The 14,345-nt window shown below is 71.6% G+C and carries 17 protein-coding genes; 6 read left to right on the top strand and 11 right to left on the bottom strand.

The annotated features are described in order from the left end of the window. Position 1: 1 nt before the first annotated feature. The 5 genes from DEJ02_RS01825 to DEJ02_RS01810 all read left to right on the top strand — a co-directional run bounded on the left by DEJ02_RS01825 (position 2) and on the right by DEJ02_RS01810 (position 3,133). Positions 2 to 445 carry a flagellar hook assembly protein FlgD gene (locus tag DEJ02_RS01825; RefSeq protein WP_071403921.1) on the top strand — a complete coding sequence of 148 codons (444 nt, stop codon included), beginning with the start codon at positions 2 to 4 and terminating at the stop codon, positions 443 to 445. 70 nt (positions 446 to 515) lie between these two features. Beyond that, on the top strand, positions 516 to 1,691 hold the full coding sequence (locus DEJ02_RS01820; RefSeq protein WP_110863826.1) for a flagellar hook protein FlgE: 1,176 nt from the start codon (positions 516 to 518) through the stop codon (positions 1,689 to 1,691). 192 nt (positions 1,692 to 1,883) lie between these two features. Beyond that, positions 1,884 to 2,057: a hypothetical protein gene (locus tag DEJ02_RS18395; RefSeq protein WP_181440249.1), complete on the top strand. Its 174-nt coding sequence runs from the start codon at positions 1,884 to 1,886 to the stop codon at positions 2,055 to 2,057. A gap of 78 nt (positions 2,058 to 2,135) precedes the next feature. After that, positions 2,136 to 2,462, top strand: a complete 327-nt coding sequence (locus DEJ02_RS01815; RefSeq protein ID WP_111031801.1) for a helix-turn-helix transcriptional regulator — start codon at positions 2,136 to 2,138, stop codon at positions 2,460 to 2,462. Then, a complete protein-coding gene (locus tag DEJ02_RS01810) occupies positions 2,444 to 3,133 on the top strand; it encodes a cation diffusion facilitator family transporter (RefSeq protein WP_111031800.1) in 690 nt (229 codons plus the stop codon). The genes DEJ02_RS01815 and DEJ02_RS01810 overlap by 19 nt, the downstream gene beginning before the upstream one ends. Before the next feature lie 25 nt (positions 3,134 to 3,158). On the opposite strand, the gene DEJ02_RS01805 is transcribed toward DEJ02_RS01810, so the two are convergent. The 3 genes from DEJ02_RS01805 to DEJ02_RS01795 all read right to left on the bottom strand — a co-directional run bounded on the left by DEJ02_RS01805 (position 3,159) and on the right by DEJ02_RS01795 (position 4,450). Continuing rightward, a complete protein-coding gene (locus tag DEJ02_RS01805; RefSeq protein WP_111031799.1) occupies positions 3,159 to 3,449 on the bottom strand; it encodes a helix-turn-helix transcriptional regulator in 291 nt (96 codons plus the stop codon). A gap of 120 nt (positions 3,450 to 3,569) precedes the next feature. Further along, positions 3,570 to 3,725 carry a hypothetical protein gene (locus DEJ02_RS01800; protein ID WP_017887460.1) on the bottom strand — a complete coding sequence of 52 codons (156 nt, stop codon included), beginning with the start codon at positions 3,723 to 3,725 and terminating at the stop codon, positions 3,570 to 3,572. Between the two features lie 89 nt (positions 3,726 to 3,814). Further along, complete coding sequence (locus DEJ02_RS01795) at positions 3,815 to 4,450, bottom strand: isochorismatase family protein (protein ID WP_111031798.1); 636 nt, start codon at positions 4,448 to 4,450, stop codon at positions 3,815 to 3,817. Positions 4,451 to 4,565: 115 nt separating this feature from the next. On the opposite strand from DEJ02_RS01795, the gene DEJ02_RS01790 reads away from it, so the two are divergent. Beyond that, positions 4,566 to 5,513 (top strand): GlxA family transcriptional regulator, encoded by a 948-nt coding sequence (locus DEJ02_RS01790; RefSeq protein ID WP_111031797.1) that lies wholly within the window; start codon positions 4,566 to 4,568, stop codon positions 5,511 to 5,513. 17 nt (positions 5,514 to 5,530) lie between these two features. Here DEJ02_RS01790 and DEJ02_RS01785 read toward each other — a convergent pair whose 3' ends face one another. The 8 genes from DEJ02_RS01785 to DEJ02_RS01750 form a co-directional block, all read right to left on the bottom strand. After that, complete coding sequence (locus DEJ02_RS01785; protein ID WP_111031796.1) at positions 5,531 to 6,397, bottom strand: pentapeptide repeat-containing protein; 867 nt, start codon at positions 6,395 to 6,397, stop codon at positions 5,531 to 5,533. Positions 6,398 to 6,661: 264 nt separating this feature from the next. Continuing rightward, positions 6,662 to 8,263 carry a Na+/H+ antiporter gene (locus DEJ02_RS01780; protein ID WP_111031865.1) on the bottom strand — a complete coding sequence of 534 codons (1,602 nt, stop codon included), beginning with the start codon at positions 8,261 to 8,263 and terminating at the stop codon, positions 6,662 to 6,664. A gap of 135 nt (positions 8,264 to 8,398) precedes the next feature. Beyond that, positions 8,399 to 9,532 (bottom strand): DUF475 domain-containing protein, encoded by a 1,134-nt coding sequence (locus DEJ02_RS01775; RefSeq protein ID WP_111031795.1) that lies wholly within the window; start codon positions 9,530 to 9,532, stop codon positions 8,399 to 8,401. A 146-nt stretch (positions 9,533 to 9,678) separates the two neighbouring features. Continuing rightward, positions 9,679 to 11,247 (bottom strand): UDP-N-acetylglucosamine 1-carboxyvinyltransferase, encoded by a 1,569-nt coding sequence (locus DEJ02_RS01770; RefSeq protein WP_171907747.1) that lies wholly within the window; start codon positions 11,245 to 11,247, stop codon positions 9,679 to 9,681. Between the two features lie 110 nt (positions 11,248 to 11,357). Next, the gene (locus DEJ02_RS01765; protein ID WP_111031794.1) at positions 11,358 to 12,164 is read right to left on the bottom strand and encodes an anti-sigma factor domain-containing protein; all 807 of its coding nucleotides are present in this window, start codon (positions 12,162 to 12,164) and stop codon (positions 11,358 to 11,360) included. Further along, positions 12,161 to 12,706: an RNA polymerase sigma factor gene (locus DEJ02_RS01760; protein ID WP_111031793.1), complete on the bottom strand. Its 546-nt coding sequence runs from the start codon at positions 12,704 to 12,706 to the stop codon at positions 12,161 to 12,163. The genes DEJ02_RS01765 and DEJ02_RS01760 overlap by 4 nt, the downstream gene beginning before the upstream one ends. A gap of 68 nt (positions 12,707 to 12,774) precedes the next feature. After that, positions 12,775 to 13,419: a class F sortase gene (locus DEJ02_RS01755; protein WP_181440247.1), complete on the bottom strand. Its 645-nt coding sequence runs from the start codon at positions 13,417 to 13,419 to the stop codon at positions 12,775 to 12,777. A 2-nt stretch (positions 13,420 to 13,421) separates the two neighbouring features. Beyond that, positions 13,422 to 14,261: a DUF4397 domain-containing protein gene (locus tag DEJ02_RS01750; RefSeq protein WP_111031791.1), complete on the bottom strand. Its 840-nt coding sequence runs from the start codon at positions 14,259 to 14,261 to the stop codon at positions 13,422 to 13,424. Positions 14,262 to 14,345 lie beyond the last annotated feature (84 nt).

Here is a 14,345-nt window from a genome sequence, read left to right as displayed (position 1 = left end):
CATGCCCATCGACGGCATCACCGGCAGCGTCGACCCGACCGCGCAGGCCGCGGCCCTCGCCGCGAACTCCACCGCCCAGAAGTCCCAGACGATGGACTCCGAGGTCTTCATGAAGCTGCTCGTCACGCAGCTGCGCAACCAGGACCCGTCGTCGCCGATGGACACCAACCAGATGATCGGCCAGCAGACGCAGCTCGCGATGATGGAGCAGATCACCAACCAGACCACGACGGGGAACGAGAACTTCTCGCTCCAGATGCGCATCGCCGCAGCGAACCTCGTCGGCAAGCAGGTCAGCTACACCGACGCCGACTCGGGCAAGTCCGTCACCGGGACCGCCTCGGCCGTGTCGTACGCGAACAGCGTGCCCACGGTCACCGTGAACGGGAAGGAGGTCGCTCTCGACGTGATCTCCGGCATCACCACCACCGCTCCGGCGTCCTGACGCCCGCTCTTTCCTTCCTCGCTCTTCCTCGTTCTTCCTCGCTCTTCCTGCCTCTCCGAAAGGACGCACCATGCTCCGCTCGCTCTACTCCGGGATCTCCGGCCTCCGCTCCCACCAGCAGATGCTCGACGTCACCGGCAACAACATCGCCAACGTCAACACCGTCGGCTTCAAGTCGTCGACCACCGTGTTCCAGGACACCCTGTCGCAGATGACCCAGGGTGCCGGCGGACCGCAGACCGGCATCGGCGGCACGAACCCCGCCCAGATCGGCCTCGGCGTGCAGGTCGCCGGCGTCTCCACGAACTTCTCGCAGGGCTCGGCGCAGGCCACCGGCAAGGCCACCGACCTGATGATCTCGGGCGACGGCTTCTTCGTCACCCGCCTGGGCAACGACACCGTCTACACCCGCGCCGGTGCGTTCGACTTCGACGCGAACGGCCGCCTGGTCACCGCCGACGGCAAGATCGTGCAGGGCTACCCGGCCACGAACGGCGTCGTCAACGAGAACGGGCAGCTGTCCGACATCACGCTGCCGCTCGAAGCAGCGGCCCCGGCGGTCCGCACCACCGCCGCCACGGTCGCCGGCAACCTGCCGTCCGAGACCGCCGTCGGCCAGACCATCACCCGCGAGGCCACCGTGTACGACGCCTCGGGTGCCAAGCACACGATGTCGCTCGCCTACACGCGCACCGCCGACGGCTGGGACGTCACCGGGCGCAACGGCCAGGGCACCACGGCGACGACCTCGCTGACCTTCGGCACCGACGGCAAGCTGACCGCCGGCGGCACCCTCGCCGTCGGGGGCATCCGGGTCGACATGGGCGACCTGACCGGGTTCGCCTCGCTCAACACCGCGGCGATCGGCTCGCAGAACGGCCGCGAGGCCGGCGCGCTGCAGGGCTACTCGATCTCGAAGGACGGCACCGTCACCGGGACGTTCTCGAACGGCGCGTCGCTCGCGCTCGGCCGCATCGCCCTCGCCACGTTCGCCAACCCGGCCGGCCTCGAGAAGACCGGGGCGTCGGGCTACCGCGCCACCGCGAACTCGGGCGGTGCGACGGTCGGCGGCCCCGGCTCGGCGGGCGTCGGTTCGCTCGCGGCGGGGACGCTCGAGATGTCGAACGTCGACCTGTCGCAGGAGTTCACGAACCTGATCGTCGCGCAGCGCGGGTTCCAGGCGAACGCCCGCATCATCACCACCTCGGACGAGGTGCTGCAGGAGCTCACGAACCTGAAGCGCTAGGCGCGGGGGCGCGCGTCGCGGGCGCTGCGCTTGCGTCGCGGGCGCTGCGCTCGCGTCGCTGGGCGCTTGGTGAGCAGGAACGGTCGGGTGCTGAAGGGGGACTCGACCGTTCCTGCTCACCATCGTTCGTGATGCAAGGAGTTCGGCGACCGTTCGTGACGAAACGGTGCGTCGCCACGTCTCATCGGTGCGATGCGCGAGAACCACGACACCGACCACCCGTCCGACCACCGCTGCTGCAGCGTCTTCGACCGCTGGCGGTGTGATCGACCACGCGGCCACGACGGCGTGCACGAGTCGCGTGCTCCCGGCGGCCGCACGAGCTGGAACGACGCGCTGACCGGGCGGGGGCTCTCGGACGTCTGAGCCCGAGCGCTGTCCGAGGGCGTAACGTGTCGTCCGGATCGGTGGCGGTCTGGGCGCGGCCCGATGTATGGTCAGCGCATGCTGACCATTGCCTCGCGGTACGACCTGCTGAACCGTCTCGGGCGGGCGCTCTCCGACCCCACGCGTGCGCGCATCCTGCTCCGGCTGCTCGACGGACCAGGCTACCCAGCGCGGCTCGCCGAGGAACTCGAGCTGACGCGGACGAACGTGTCGAACCACCTGGCGTGCCTGCGCGGCTGCGGGATCGTCGTCGCCGTGCCCGAGGGGCGTCGGACCCGCTACGAGATCGCGGACCGCAACCTCACCCGCGCGCTCGAGTCCCTGGTCGACGTGGTGCTCGCGGTGGACGTTGCCGACGACGACGGATGCGAGGTCGAGCGGTGACCACGGCCGCGGTGTCGCTCGCACCGGCTCGTGTCGGCGTGCTCCGGCGACGGATCAGGTGGATCGTCGCGGCGACCATCGCCTACAACGTGATCGAGGCCGCCGTGGCGATCGCCGCCGGTTCGGTTGCGTCCTCCACCGCGTTGATCGGTTTCGGGCTCGACTCGATCGTGGAGGTCCTGTCGGCTGCGGCTGTCGCGTGGCAGTTCGCCGGGCGTGACCCGGAGGCCCGGGAACGAACGGCGCTGCAGGTCATCGCGGTCTCGTTCTTCGGGCTCGCCCTGGTGGTCAGTGCCGATGCCGTCCTGACCTTCACGGGTGTCCGGTCGCCGGAGCACAGTCCGGTCGGCATCGTCCTGGCCGCGGTGAGCCTGGCCGTCATGCCGTTCCTGAGCCTCCTCGAACGGCGGACCGGACGCGAACTCGGTTCGGCGTCGGCGATCGCCGACTCGAAGCAGACGCTGATCTGCAGCTACCTGTCGGCGGCGGTGCTGCTCGGCCTGCTCGCGAACAGCCTGTTCGGCTGGTGGTGGGCCGATCCGCTCGCCGGGCTCGTCGTGGTCGTGTTCGCCGTGCGCGAGGGACTCGAGGCCTGGCGCGGTGACGCGTGCAAGCAGCCGGTGTCGGCGCTGACGGGGGAGCGCGAGCGCGAGCGTTGCGACTGCTGCTGAACGCAGTCTGCCCGCGGCCGGCGGTTCAGTCGGCTTCGGACTCACTGACGTGGCTGACCGCGTCACCGACGATGTGGGCGATGTGCTCGTCGTGCAGCGAGTAGACGGCGTTCCGCCCGATGCGCTCGGCCTGCACGATGCCCGCGAGCCGCAGCGTGCGGAGGTGCTGGGACACCAGGGGCTGCGACAGCTCGGTCACTTCCGCGAGGGAGCCGACGTCGGAAGGCTGGGAGATCAACGCCGACAGGATCCGGAGTCGGGCGGGCGAGGACAGCGCCTTGAAGAGTTCGGCTGCTGCTTCGATCCCGTCTGACATGGACTCATGTAAGCGCACGCGCATACGTGCATGCAACACGACGGCCCCGGCGCGGTGCGTCGGGGTCGTCGTGCAGGTCCGCCGATCGGTGCTGATCACGGGCCTGCGCTGATCAGGCGATCAGTGCTCGTCGTAGTGGTCGCCGTGCTGGGCGTGCTTGTGGCCGTCGTGGACGAAGTCCACGTGGTCCTCGTGCTGCACCGTCTCGTGGCCGCAGCCGTCCTGGTGGGTGTGCTCGGCGACGGTGTGCTCTGCGCTGTTCTCGTGCTCGGCCATGGTGACCTCCTGCTGATCGTCGGTTGGGATGCCCTCAGCGTAGGCCACATATGCAGAAGTAGCAATACATTTATAGATGAGAACGGATGTCAGCCCGGGAACCGCTGGGTCCCCGCGACGGCCGACGTCGGCAGGGCGTCCCCGGGGATCGCGACCCCGGAAGCGAGTGCCGACGCCCACTCCGCGGTCGGCGCGACGGCGGCGAGGTTCGACTGCAACAGCGCCATCAGCGTGCGGTGCACCGTCTCGGCGGACACGGCCCCGCCGGCGTTGACGATGTTGATCGCGCCGGTCGCGTCGGACAGCACCTCGACCGAGACGCCGAGTGCCTCCGCCTCGGCAGCCGAGGCGATGATGCAGTTGTTCGTCATGAAGCCGACCAGGGTGACCGTGTCGACCGACCGCTCCTGCAGCCAGGCGAGCAGGTCCGTGTGGGCGAAGACGGAGCTGAACTGCTTCGTCACCTGATGCCACTCGGACGTCCGCCGCCGCTCGATCTCGGGGTGCAGGGCGAACGCCTCCGTCGTCGGGTTGAACACCGGCGCAGCGTCACCGGCGGAGTGCTGGACGACGACGATCGGCGTGCCGGCAGCCGTCGCGGCGTCGATCGCGGTCGTGATCTGCGCGAGCGCGTCGCGGACGGGTGGGAACCGGACCTCGAGTGGGCCGCTGAAGTACTCCAGCTGGATGTCGACGAGGACGAGGGCGCGCTGAGGATCGGACACGGGAGCTCCTTGGGTCGGTGGGTGTACTCGACGATCCTCGTCCGCCGACGCCCTTGGTGCAATTGGCACGCGTGCGTCTGTACGATGAATCCAGGCCAAACCGGAGGAGTCCCGCGTGCGGATCGCCATCTACGCCTTCGACGGCATCACGATGTTCCACCTGGCGGTCCCGCAGATGGTGTTCGACGAGGTCACCCGGCTCGGGCTCGCCGAGTGGGAGACCGTCGTGTTCACCGACCGGCCCGGTTCGGTCCGGACCGCCGAGGGGCTGACGCTCGGTCCGGTTCAGGGGCTCGACGCCGCGGCGGACGCCGACCTGGTCGTGGTGCCGTCCTGGACCGACGACGGCACCCGCCTGCCGAGACCGACGGAGCGGGCGGTCGTCGACGCGCACGCGCGGGGATCGGTCGTGGTCGGTCTGTGCCTCGGGTCGATCGCGGTCGCCGGTGCCGGGCTCCTCGCGGGACGCAGCGCCGTCACGCACTGGCGCGAGGTCAACCAGCTCGCCGCCGCGCACCCCGACGTCACCGTGGACGCCGACGTGCTCTACGTCGACCACGGTGACGTGCTGACCTCGGCGGGCACGGCGTCCGGGCTGGACGCGTGCCTGCACGTCGTGCGGACGCGGCTCGGCGCCGAGGCGGCGAACAAGGTCGCGCGGAGCCTGGTCGTCGCGCCGCACCGCGAAGGCGGGCAAGCCCAGTACATCGAGCGGCCGATCGTGCAGCGTCGGGACGACGACCCGGTGGCGACGGCATCGGCCTGGGCGGTGGAGCACCTGGACGAGGAGCTCGGCGTCGACCGACTCGCTGCGGCGGCCCACATGAGCCGCCGCAGCTTCGTCCGGGCCTTCAAGGCGTCGACCGGCACCACCCCGGCGGCCTGGGTACGGAGTCGCCGTCTGGACGAGGCCCGTCGGCTGCTCGAGACCACCGACCTGCCCGTCGACCGGATCGCCGCAGCGTGTGGCTTCGGCAACCCGGTCACGCTGCGGCAGAACTTCGCCGTGGCCTTCGGCAGCACGCCCTCGAGCTACCGCCGACGGTTCGACGCGAGGCCCTGACCGGCCGATCCGCGGTCTCAGCGCGGCGCCGTGGGCGAAACCGGGGCGGCCGTCGACGGCCAGTGTGTCAGTCGATCGACACCACGGGGCAGCGCCGTGGTGCCATCTCCGCGCGCCGCGTTCACCTGCGCCTGTGTGAGGAACACCGCCGTGGACAGGTCGGCTCCGTCGACCCGCGCATCCCGGAGGTCCGCGCCGAGCAGGTCGACACCGGACAGGTCGACACCGCGCAGATCTGCCGCGATCATCGTGGCTCCCCGCAGGTCGGCCCCGCGCAGCGACCGTGCGCGGAGGTCGCGCCCGGCGAGGTCCGCCCCCGGTCGCAGCAGGCCGTCCGGAGCGTCGTCCGCACCGGCGCAGTACCTGCCCCGGACCTCGGCGCTCACCTCGACGAGGACATCTCGCACTCGAGCGTGCAGGGGCTCCACATCCAGCGCGAGGAGCGTCGGCCGACCGGCGTCGAGGCTTCGGCGGATCTCCTGCGCGAGGAAGGCAGCGTCGTCTGCTGAGTCCGGGGTCACCGCACGGTCCTGTGCCTCGGCGAGGTGCCAGAGCATCTCGTGCAACCTGCGGACGATCGGGAACACCCGGAACATCTCCGCGCGGGAGTCCGGGTGGTCATGCCAACTGACCCCGTCGTAGAGGGTCTGGGACACGTACTGGCCAGCACCGGAGCAGTCGAAGACGGTGCAGCCCCGGAACCCTCGCGGCCGCAGCGCCTCGTGGATGGAGCAGGAGAAGTCGTCAGCGAGGTTGCCGCAAGGGGTGCCGGCGGGTTTGTCGATCGGGAAGTCGGCGGAGCGCTGGAACCCGAAGGCGGTGCAGCAGAGCGCGAAGCAGTTGCCGCAGTCCGTGCGCAGGGCGGACCGGTCGGTGGTCGTCATGGAGTGGTCTTCCTCTGGTGGTCTGGATGGTGTGCCGGGGGCGGGGAACTCCTGGTGGAGTTCCCCGTCCGGGCGCACGAGACCACCCCCGCGCGTCGGCGGGGCGAGCCGGTGGTGCTGGGTGACCGGTGGGTCACCGAGAGAGACGGAGGATCACTGCGGCCAGGCTAGCGTTCCCGGTGCGATGGGAACGCGGAACGGGCGTACCTGGTCGGAACGACCGACCGGGTACGCCCGGTTCGACCAGGCATGCCCGGAGTCGCCCTACGACGACGTGGGCGGTGACGCCACCGATTCGATGCCGTCCAGCCGCGCCTCTTCCGCGTCGTACCCGGCGCGTACCTGACGCAGCACCAGGTCGTCGATCTCGTCGGCGTCGCGCAGGCGCAACAGGGTCCTCGCCTTGTGCTGGACGAGTGCGAGCTCGAGGGCGACCGCGTTGTCGTGCCGCTGCAGCGCGGGGTGGTCGTCGTCGTCCCCTTCGCGGGCCTCGATCACGTCGAGGTGGGCCTCGTAGTCCTTCCGCAGGCGATCGACGGTGGCACGATCGGCTCCGGTCGACCGAGCGAGACGGGGGAGCGCATCGAGCGCCTCCTCGATCGCGGTGCGTTCGGCGTAGCGACGTTCCTCGCTGACGGACTCGTCCTCGGGCAGCGCGGCGCGACGCAGGACGGCCGGCAGCACGAGGGCCTGGCCGACGATCGTGACGATGACCACGCCGGCGGTCACGAAGACGATGAGGTCCCGCTCGGGGAAGTCACCGCCGGACTCCAGCGTGCGCGGCACGGCGACGGCCATGGCGAGCGACACCGCGCCCCGGAACCCGGCGAACCCGCTGACGAGCCGGTCGCGGTGCCCCTCGCGGGGTTCTCCACCGGTGCGCCGGGTGACGAGCCAGATGGTCCCGCCCGCGGCGTTGAGGAACGCGAACCGCACGAGGACGAGCAGCACCGCGACCGCGAAGACGATCCCGGTCCCACGCAGCAGGTCGGCGGGGTCGAGTGCCCGGGCGGCGACCATCGCCTCGATGCCGACCAGGACGAACAGTGCGCCGTTGAGCAGGAAGGTCAGGAACGACCAGAACGCGCGCACCTGCTGACGGGTCTCGGCACGGTCGAGCTTGGGGCCGACCTGGCTGACGACGATGCCGGCCGCCACGACGGCGAGCACGCCCGAGGCGCCGATGGCCTCGGCGGCCAGGAACGCGGCGAAGGGCACGAGCAGGGTGACGAGGTTCTCGAGCACGACGGTGTCGACGCGTCGCAGCACCATCGTCCCGATCCAGGCGGCGGCGAGACCAGCGGCGACCCCGCCGATGTACGACAGGACGAGCATGCCGGACACGCCCCAGAACGTGAGCTCCTGCGTGCCGACGGTGACGGCCACCGCGATGCCGTAGACCACCAGGGTGGTGCCGTCGTTCACCAGGCTCTCGGCACGGAGCACCGTGACGTTCCGCCGGGGCAGCATCTTCGTGAGCACGCCGACCGCGGTCGCGTCGGTCGGGGCGACCGCGGCGCCGAGCACCCAGGCCGGCCCCCACGGCATCCCGAGCAGGTGCAGCAGGACGGCGACGGCACCGGCGGTCACCACGACGAGCAGGGTGCCCATCAGGACGATGCCGCGCAGGTTCTTCCGGATCTCGCGGAGCGACGTCGTCAGGCTCTCCCAGTAGAGCAGCGCCGGCAGGAACAGCAGCAGCACGGCCTCGGCGGGGAGCTCGACGTCCGCGAACTCCGGCACGAGCCCGAGCAGCGCGCCGAAGACCAGGAGCAGCACGGGTGGTGCGATCCGGATCCGGTCGGCCACGGCCGCCGTCAGTGCGATGGCGAGGCCGAGCACGACCACCAGTTCCGGTCCCAGCACGTGCACTCCGATCGTCGTCCGACCCGCCAGTCAACGCCGATCCACGGTGGATCCTTCCAGAACAGCCGGACGACGCGCCGCGCACAGCCGAACGACGCGCCGCACCAGACCGCACCACGCGTCACGACCCGCCGCTCACACCGCTCGCGGCCGCCGCACCACCCGCCGCCACCACGCACGCCACGGCAGGGAACTCACCAGCGCCGACCCGATCACGACGGTCCCGAACCACCCCACGACGACGCCCGGGATCGGCACGAGCAGACTCGCCCACAGCAGCACCGACAGCACCCCGAGCACGTACGCCGCCCCGGCCTTCAGGTACCGAAGCCGCTTCAGCCCAGCAGCCTGGTCGACCCGCGAGGTCAGGCGGGCCAGGAACACCGCGCCCACCCCGATCGCCCCGATGGCGACCGCGGCCTGCTCGAGCGCCCCGAGCCCGTCCGACCCGAGCGGCCCGGACCCCGACAGGCTGTACACGCCGTCGAGGATCTCGAACAGCATGAACACCACGAGCCCCCGCTCGAACACGACCGTCGACGCGTACAGGTGGATGCGCCAGGCTCCGCGGCCGACCCCGATCGACGCCGTGTCCGACCCGCCGCCCCCGGGGCCGCCGCGCAGCGCCCACGCCGCGGTCCGCTTCGACACGAGGTACGCCGCGATGCCGGCCACCCCGCCGAGCGCGACCGGCAGCAGCGCACCGGCGGCCCAGCCGGAACGCGACCCGACGAGCACGGAGGTCACGACAACCCCCGTCGCAGCGGTGACCAGTGACCAGACGCGCGGTCGCGCGACGGAGGCGAGCCGCGCCTCCAGGCTGCCCAGCCACGACCTGCGTGACGCGCGGTCGGTGTTGAACAGGTACTCGGCGAAGACCTGCCAGATGAACGCGGCGCCGAAGGCGGCGAGGGCCGGACGCACCTCGGCCAGGTGCGCGGAGAACGAGCCGGGCGCGAAGACGGCTTCCTCCACCGAGCTGGCCGGGTCGGTCGCGTCACCGACCGCGACGGCGGCCGGCGGCAGGAGCAGGCGCATCGCGAGCACGCCCGCGACGATCCCGAGCGACAGGAACAGCCGCCGGGCGGGGGAGTGCAGACGGCCGGCGATGCCGGCCATCGGCACGGACGAGTCCGCGGCCATCGCGATCTCGAGGAACGCGAGGGCCACGAAGGCGAGCGCCGCGGCGGGGCCGAGCACCAGCCAGGCCGCCGCGGCGGCCGCGACGGTGATGAGCAGGGGGACGGTCAGGAGTGATCTCGTGGCCATCTGCCCATCCAGCACGGTCGGGCTGGGCGGCGCATGGAGCGCTCCTGGGCATCGGCCTGGAGGCCCGTGGGGACCCCGTCAGACGGGTGACGGCCCGTCCCCACTTGCGGGGACGGGCCGTCAGGTCGCGCGGGTGGGTGGTCGCGTCAGTCGTGGAACGTCTCGATGGACGCGCCGAGCGAGTTGAGGCGCTCCTGCAGCTGCTCGTAGCCACGGGCGATGATGCCGACGTTGCGCAGGACGCTCTCGCCCTTCGCCGCGAGCATCGCCAGCAGGATCACGACGGCGGGCCGCAGCGCCGGCGGGCAGCTGATCTCAGCGCCGGAGAAGTGCGTCGGGCCGGTCACGTCGAGGCGGTGCGGGTCGCGCAGGGTGACGCTCGCGCCCAGGCGGGTGAGGTCGAGCAGGTGGATCGCTCGGCCCTCGTAGACCCAGTCGTGCACGAGCGTGGTGCCCTCGGCCATGGCCGCGATGACGACGAAGAACGGCAGGTTGTCGATGTTCAGGCCGGGGAACGGCATCGCGTGGATCTTGTCGATCGGTGCGTGCAGCTCGGACGGGTACACCGTGATGTCGACGAGGCGGGTGCGGCCGTTGGCGGCGGCGTACTCCTCGGTGACGTCGAAGCGCAGGCCCATCTCGGCCAGGGTCGCGAGCTCGATCTCGAGGAACTCGATCGGCGCCCGGGTCACGGTGAGGGTCGACGCGGTGACGATGCCGGCGGTCAGCAGGCTCATCGCCTCGACCGGGTCCTCGCTCGGCCAGTAGTCCACGACCTCGTCGATCTTGCTCTTGCCGGTGATGCGGAGCGTGGTGGTGCCGATGCCCTCGATCTGCACCCCGAGCAGCTCGAGGAAGAAGCAGAGGTCCTGCACCATGTAGTTGGGGCTGGCGTTCCGGATGACGGTCTCGCCGTCGCGGGCCGCGGCGGCCAGGATCGCGTTCTCGGTCACGGTGTCGCCGCGCTCGGTGAGCACGACCGACTTGGTGGGGACGGCCTGGTTCGCGACGTCGACCTCGTACCAGCCGGAGGTCGCCTCGACGTCCACGCCGAACGGGCGGAGCGCGATGAGGTGCGGCTCGACCGTGCGGGTGCCGAGGTCGCAGCCGCCGGCGTAGGGCAGGCGGAAGGACTCGTACCGGCCGCTGAGCGGGCCGAGGAACATGAGCACGCTGCGGGTGCGGCGGGCGGCGTCGGCGTCGATCGCGTCGAGGTGCAGGTCGTCGGGGGCGACGATCTCGAGGGTCTCGCCGTCCTCCGACCAGGTGACGCTCGCGCCGAGGCTGCGGAGCACGTCGATGATGCGGTCGACCTCGACGATCCGGGCGACCTTGTGCAGACGGGTCACGCCGCGGTTGAGCAGCGAGGCGCAGAGCAGGGCCACGGCGGCGTTCTTGCTCGAGTTCACCGCGATGGAGCCGCTGAGCTTCCGGCCTCCCTGCACGCGCAGGTGGGCACGCTGCGGGGCGCCGCCGATCGAGACGATCTGCTGGTCGAGGGCGTCGCTGATGCGGGTGAGCATCTCGAGGGACAGGTTCTGCCCGCCCTGCTCGATGCGGTTGATGGCGCTCTGGCTGGTGCCGACGCGTTCGGCGAGCTGGGCCTGCGTCATGCTGCGGCCCTTGCGGGCGCCCCGGATCAGGGCGCCGACCTCACGGAGGGGTGCTGCGGTCGCCGGAGATGCCGGCGAGACGACGGTGGTGGTGTCGGTCATGCGCGCCACGCTAACACGCTCATGAGATAAAGCAGTGGAAGATCGACACCCGTTGCGCGTCCTGAGGTCTCGAATACGTCACAGTTGGGAATTTCGGGGGACGAAACCGCTCAGGGATCGGTCAGGGTGCCCCGGACGATCGAGTCACCGGAGTGCGCCGGATCACCGTCGTCGGCCTCGGCCGAGACGTCGACGACCGGGAACTCCGCGGTGTCGACGCCGTCGGGCACCGTGAAGCGGCCCTGGTCGCCGTCGAGGTAGCCGACGCTCACCAGTCCGCCGAGGTCGGACCGCATCATCCAGACCTCGCGCAGCGGACCGGTGCCGGAGCGACCGCGCTCTCCGTGCAGGTCGACGAGCAGGGTCACCCGGCCGTCCTGGTCACGTTCGAGTTCGGCGCGGCCGGTCGTCCCCGACCAACCGGGCAGCGCTGCGAGCTCAGTGTTCGCCAGGACGGTCTCGGTGTCGCCGCGGGGGAGTCCGGGGACGATCCCCGACGCCACACCGATGCCGAGGACGACGGCGAGGACACCGACGCCGGCGATCGCGACGGCGAGGGCTCGGCGACGACGGGGACGGGATCGGGGCCGGCGGGCCACGGCGTGGTGCTCCGCGTCGGGCCGGGCGCCGACGGGCGCCCCTTCGGGTGCTCGTTCGGCCGCTCGTCCGGGTTCGGTCGTCGCCGCAGCCTGCTGCGGCGTCCGGGCGATCTCGGCCGCGATCCGGTCCCACACGTGCTCCGGGGGCGCGGCCAGCGTGACGTCCTCGGACGCCCGCGTCACCGCGGCGACCCGCTGCAGCGCGGCCACCTCGGCGCGGCACCGGTCGCAGGACGCCAGGTGCTCGGCGACGTCGTCCGCGGCGACCTGGTCGGAGACCGCGAGCATCGCCAGCGTCTCGTCGTCGACGTGCTTCATTCGATCACCTCCAGACGTGTTCGGAGCCGAGCCAGACTTCGGTGGATGTGGCTCTTGACGGTGCCCAGCGGCAGTTCGAGCCGTTCGGCGATCTCACGATGGCTGAGGTCGTCGTAGAACGCCAGTCGCATCACGCGTCGTGGGACCTCGTCGAGCCGCTCGAGCTCGCCTGCGACCAGTGCGCGTTCGGCCAGGTCGAAGGCCGGTTCCGGCGCTGGTGTGGTCTCCTCGACCACGTCCGGGTCGGCGGCGCTGGCGTGCCGTCGGCGCTCGTTCTGCGCGTCGGCGATGCAGTTCCGGGTGATGCCGACCAGCCACGCGCCGAGCGGGGCGCGGCCGGGGTCGTAGCTCGTGCTGCGCTGCCAGGCCTTCACGAAGACCTGCTGCGTGACGTCCTCCGCGGCGTCCGGGTCGGCCAGGGCGCGCAGGGCCAGCGAGTACACGAGCGACGACCACCGTTCGTAGACGGCTCGCAGGGCGTGCTCGCCCCCGGCGCGGAACGCGTCCGAGAGCTCGCTATCGTCCGGGAGGATGGTCGTCACGTCTTCCTGTCGCTGGCGCGGTCGTCGTCGACCACGATCCGATCGTAGGGGGCGGATCGTCGCCACGGTCAGGCCGGGACCGCGGTGACGACGAGGTTGCTCTCGTAGTGTCCGGTGGCTGCGTCGAACGTCCCGCCGCAGGTCACCAGGACGAGCCGTCGTGGTCCGTCGTCACGGAACACCTCGCCCCAGGGGAGTCCCTGCTTCTCGAGCATGCTGACGGAGTCGATGCGCCACGCGGTCTCGGCACCGTCCGCGTCGGTCAGGGTGATGCGGGTGCCGGACGGGGCGTCGGCGAGCCGCGAGAACGGGCCGATGCCGTAGCCGACCGCGTCGACGTGGGCCGCGATGACGACCGTGCCCTCGGTGGACGACGGTGCGGCACCGAACCGGTACCAGCCCGCGGTCGCCGGGTCGGGCGGGAGCGCCATCGCGCCGTCCTCGTCGACCCCCTCCGGACGGACCGGCGCACTGATGCCGGCGTGGTCGACGGTGATGCTGGTCGGGGCGGGGGCGTCCCGGACCGGGGGGATCGTGGCGGCCTGCTGCGGGACCTCGGTCGAGAACGCCGACGGGACCGGTGTGGGGGTGGTGGTCGGCAGGACGGACGGCTGCCCGCCGGGGGTGGTCCCGGCCGACGAGCACCCGGTCAGGGCGGCGGCCGCCACGGCGACGACGAGCGTCACCGTGGCGGACCGCAGGGGGCGTGGCACGTTCAGCGGCGGGTCGCTGCGTGCCGGCGGCGGAGCACCACGGCCCCGATCGCGGCAGCGGCGGCCAGTGCGGCCGCCGCTGCGCCGACCAGGGGCAGGGGGTCCTGGTCGTTCGTGGCCACGAGACCGGCGTTCCCGGCGGGGACGCCGTTCGGCGTGCCGCCGAGGTCCGCGATCGTCTGCGTGGCGAGGGCGAGGTTGTCGTCGTCCAGGCTGCCCCAGGCGTAGACGATGGTCGACGAGCCCGCGGTGACCGCGACGTCCGCCGGGCCGATCACGGGGTCGGTGGTCCCGGTGGCGGCGACGGTCGCCGACACGGTGCCGGCCGGCAGCTCGAGTGCCTGCTCGTCGGGGTTCGACAGGTTCGACACGACGGCCTTCCCACCGGCGAGGACGTCGACGGCCGGTGCGGCGGCGACGTGCCGGACGACCAGGCGTCCCTGGCCGGCCGCGACGGCCGAGGTGTCGTTGGTGAACACCGTGGCGGTCGGCGACCCGTCCGTGGCGTCGTGGGCGACGGCGGTGTAGTTGCCGCCGGCGTCGAACGAGACGTCCGCCGGGCCGATGATCGGCTTCGACGCGTCGGCTGCGTCCGAGGCGGTGATCGCGAGCTGGTGTGCACCGGCCGGCACCATCATCGGGCCGGCGAGGGTGCCCGGGGTGAAGTCGTCGATGGCACGTTCGCCGTCGAGGTAGACGTCGACGGTGACGTCGGGGACGGCGTGGAGGACCGAGAGCGTCGCCTCGCCGGTGGCGGCGGTCGCAGCGGTCGCGGGCAGTACGGCCGCAGCGGCGGCGAACAGGACACCGGCGCTGAGGCCGGTGGCGAGTGTCTTGCGCATGACGTGTCTCCTTCGGGCCTGTCCGGGCCGGTGCGGACGACGTCGTCCTCGACGTCGTACCCCCACTACCGCCGGAGCACCCCG

The sequence above is a fragment of the Curtobacterium sp. MCLR17_042 genome (assembly GCF_003234695.1).
In the GTDB taxonomy this organism is placed as follows: domain Bacteria; phylum Actinomycetota; class Actinomycetes; order Actinomycetales; family Microbacteriaceae; genus Curtobacterium; species Curtobacterium flaccumfaciens.
The sequence above is the reverse complement of the archived record's forward strand: the minus strand, read 5'-3'. Positions and strand labels throughout refer to the sequence as shown.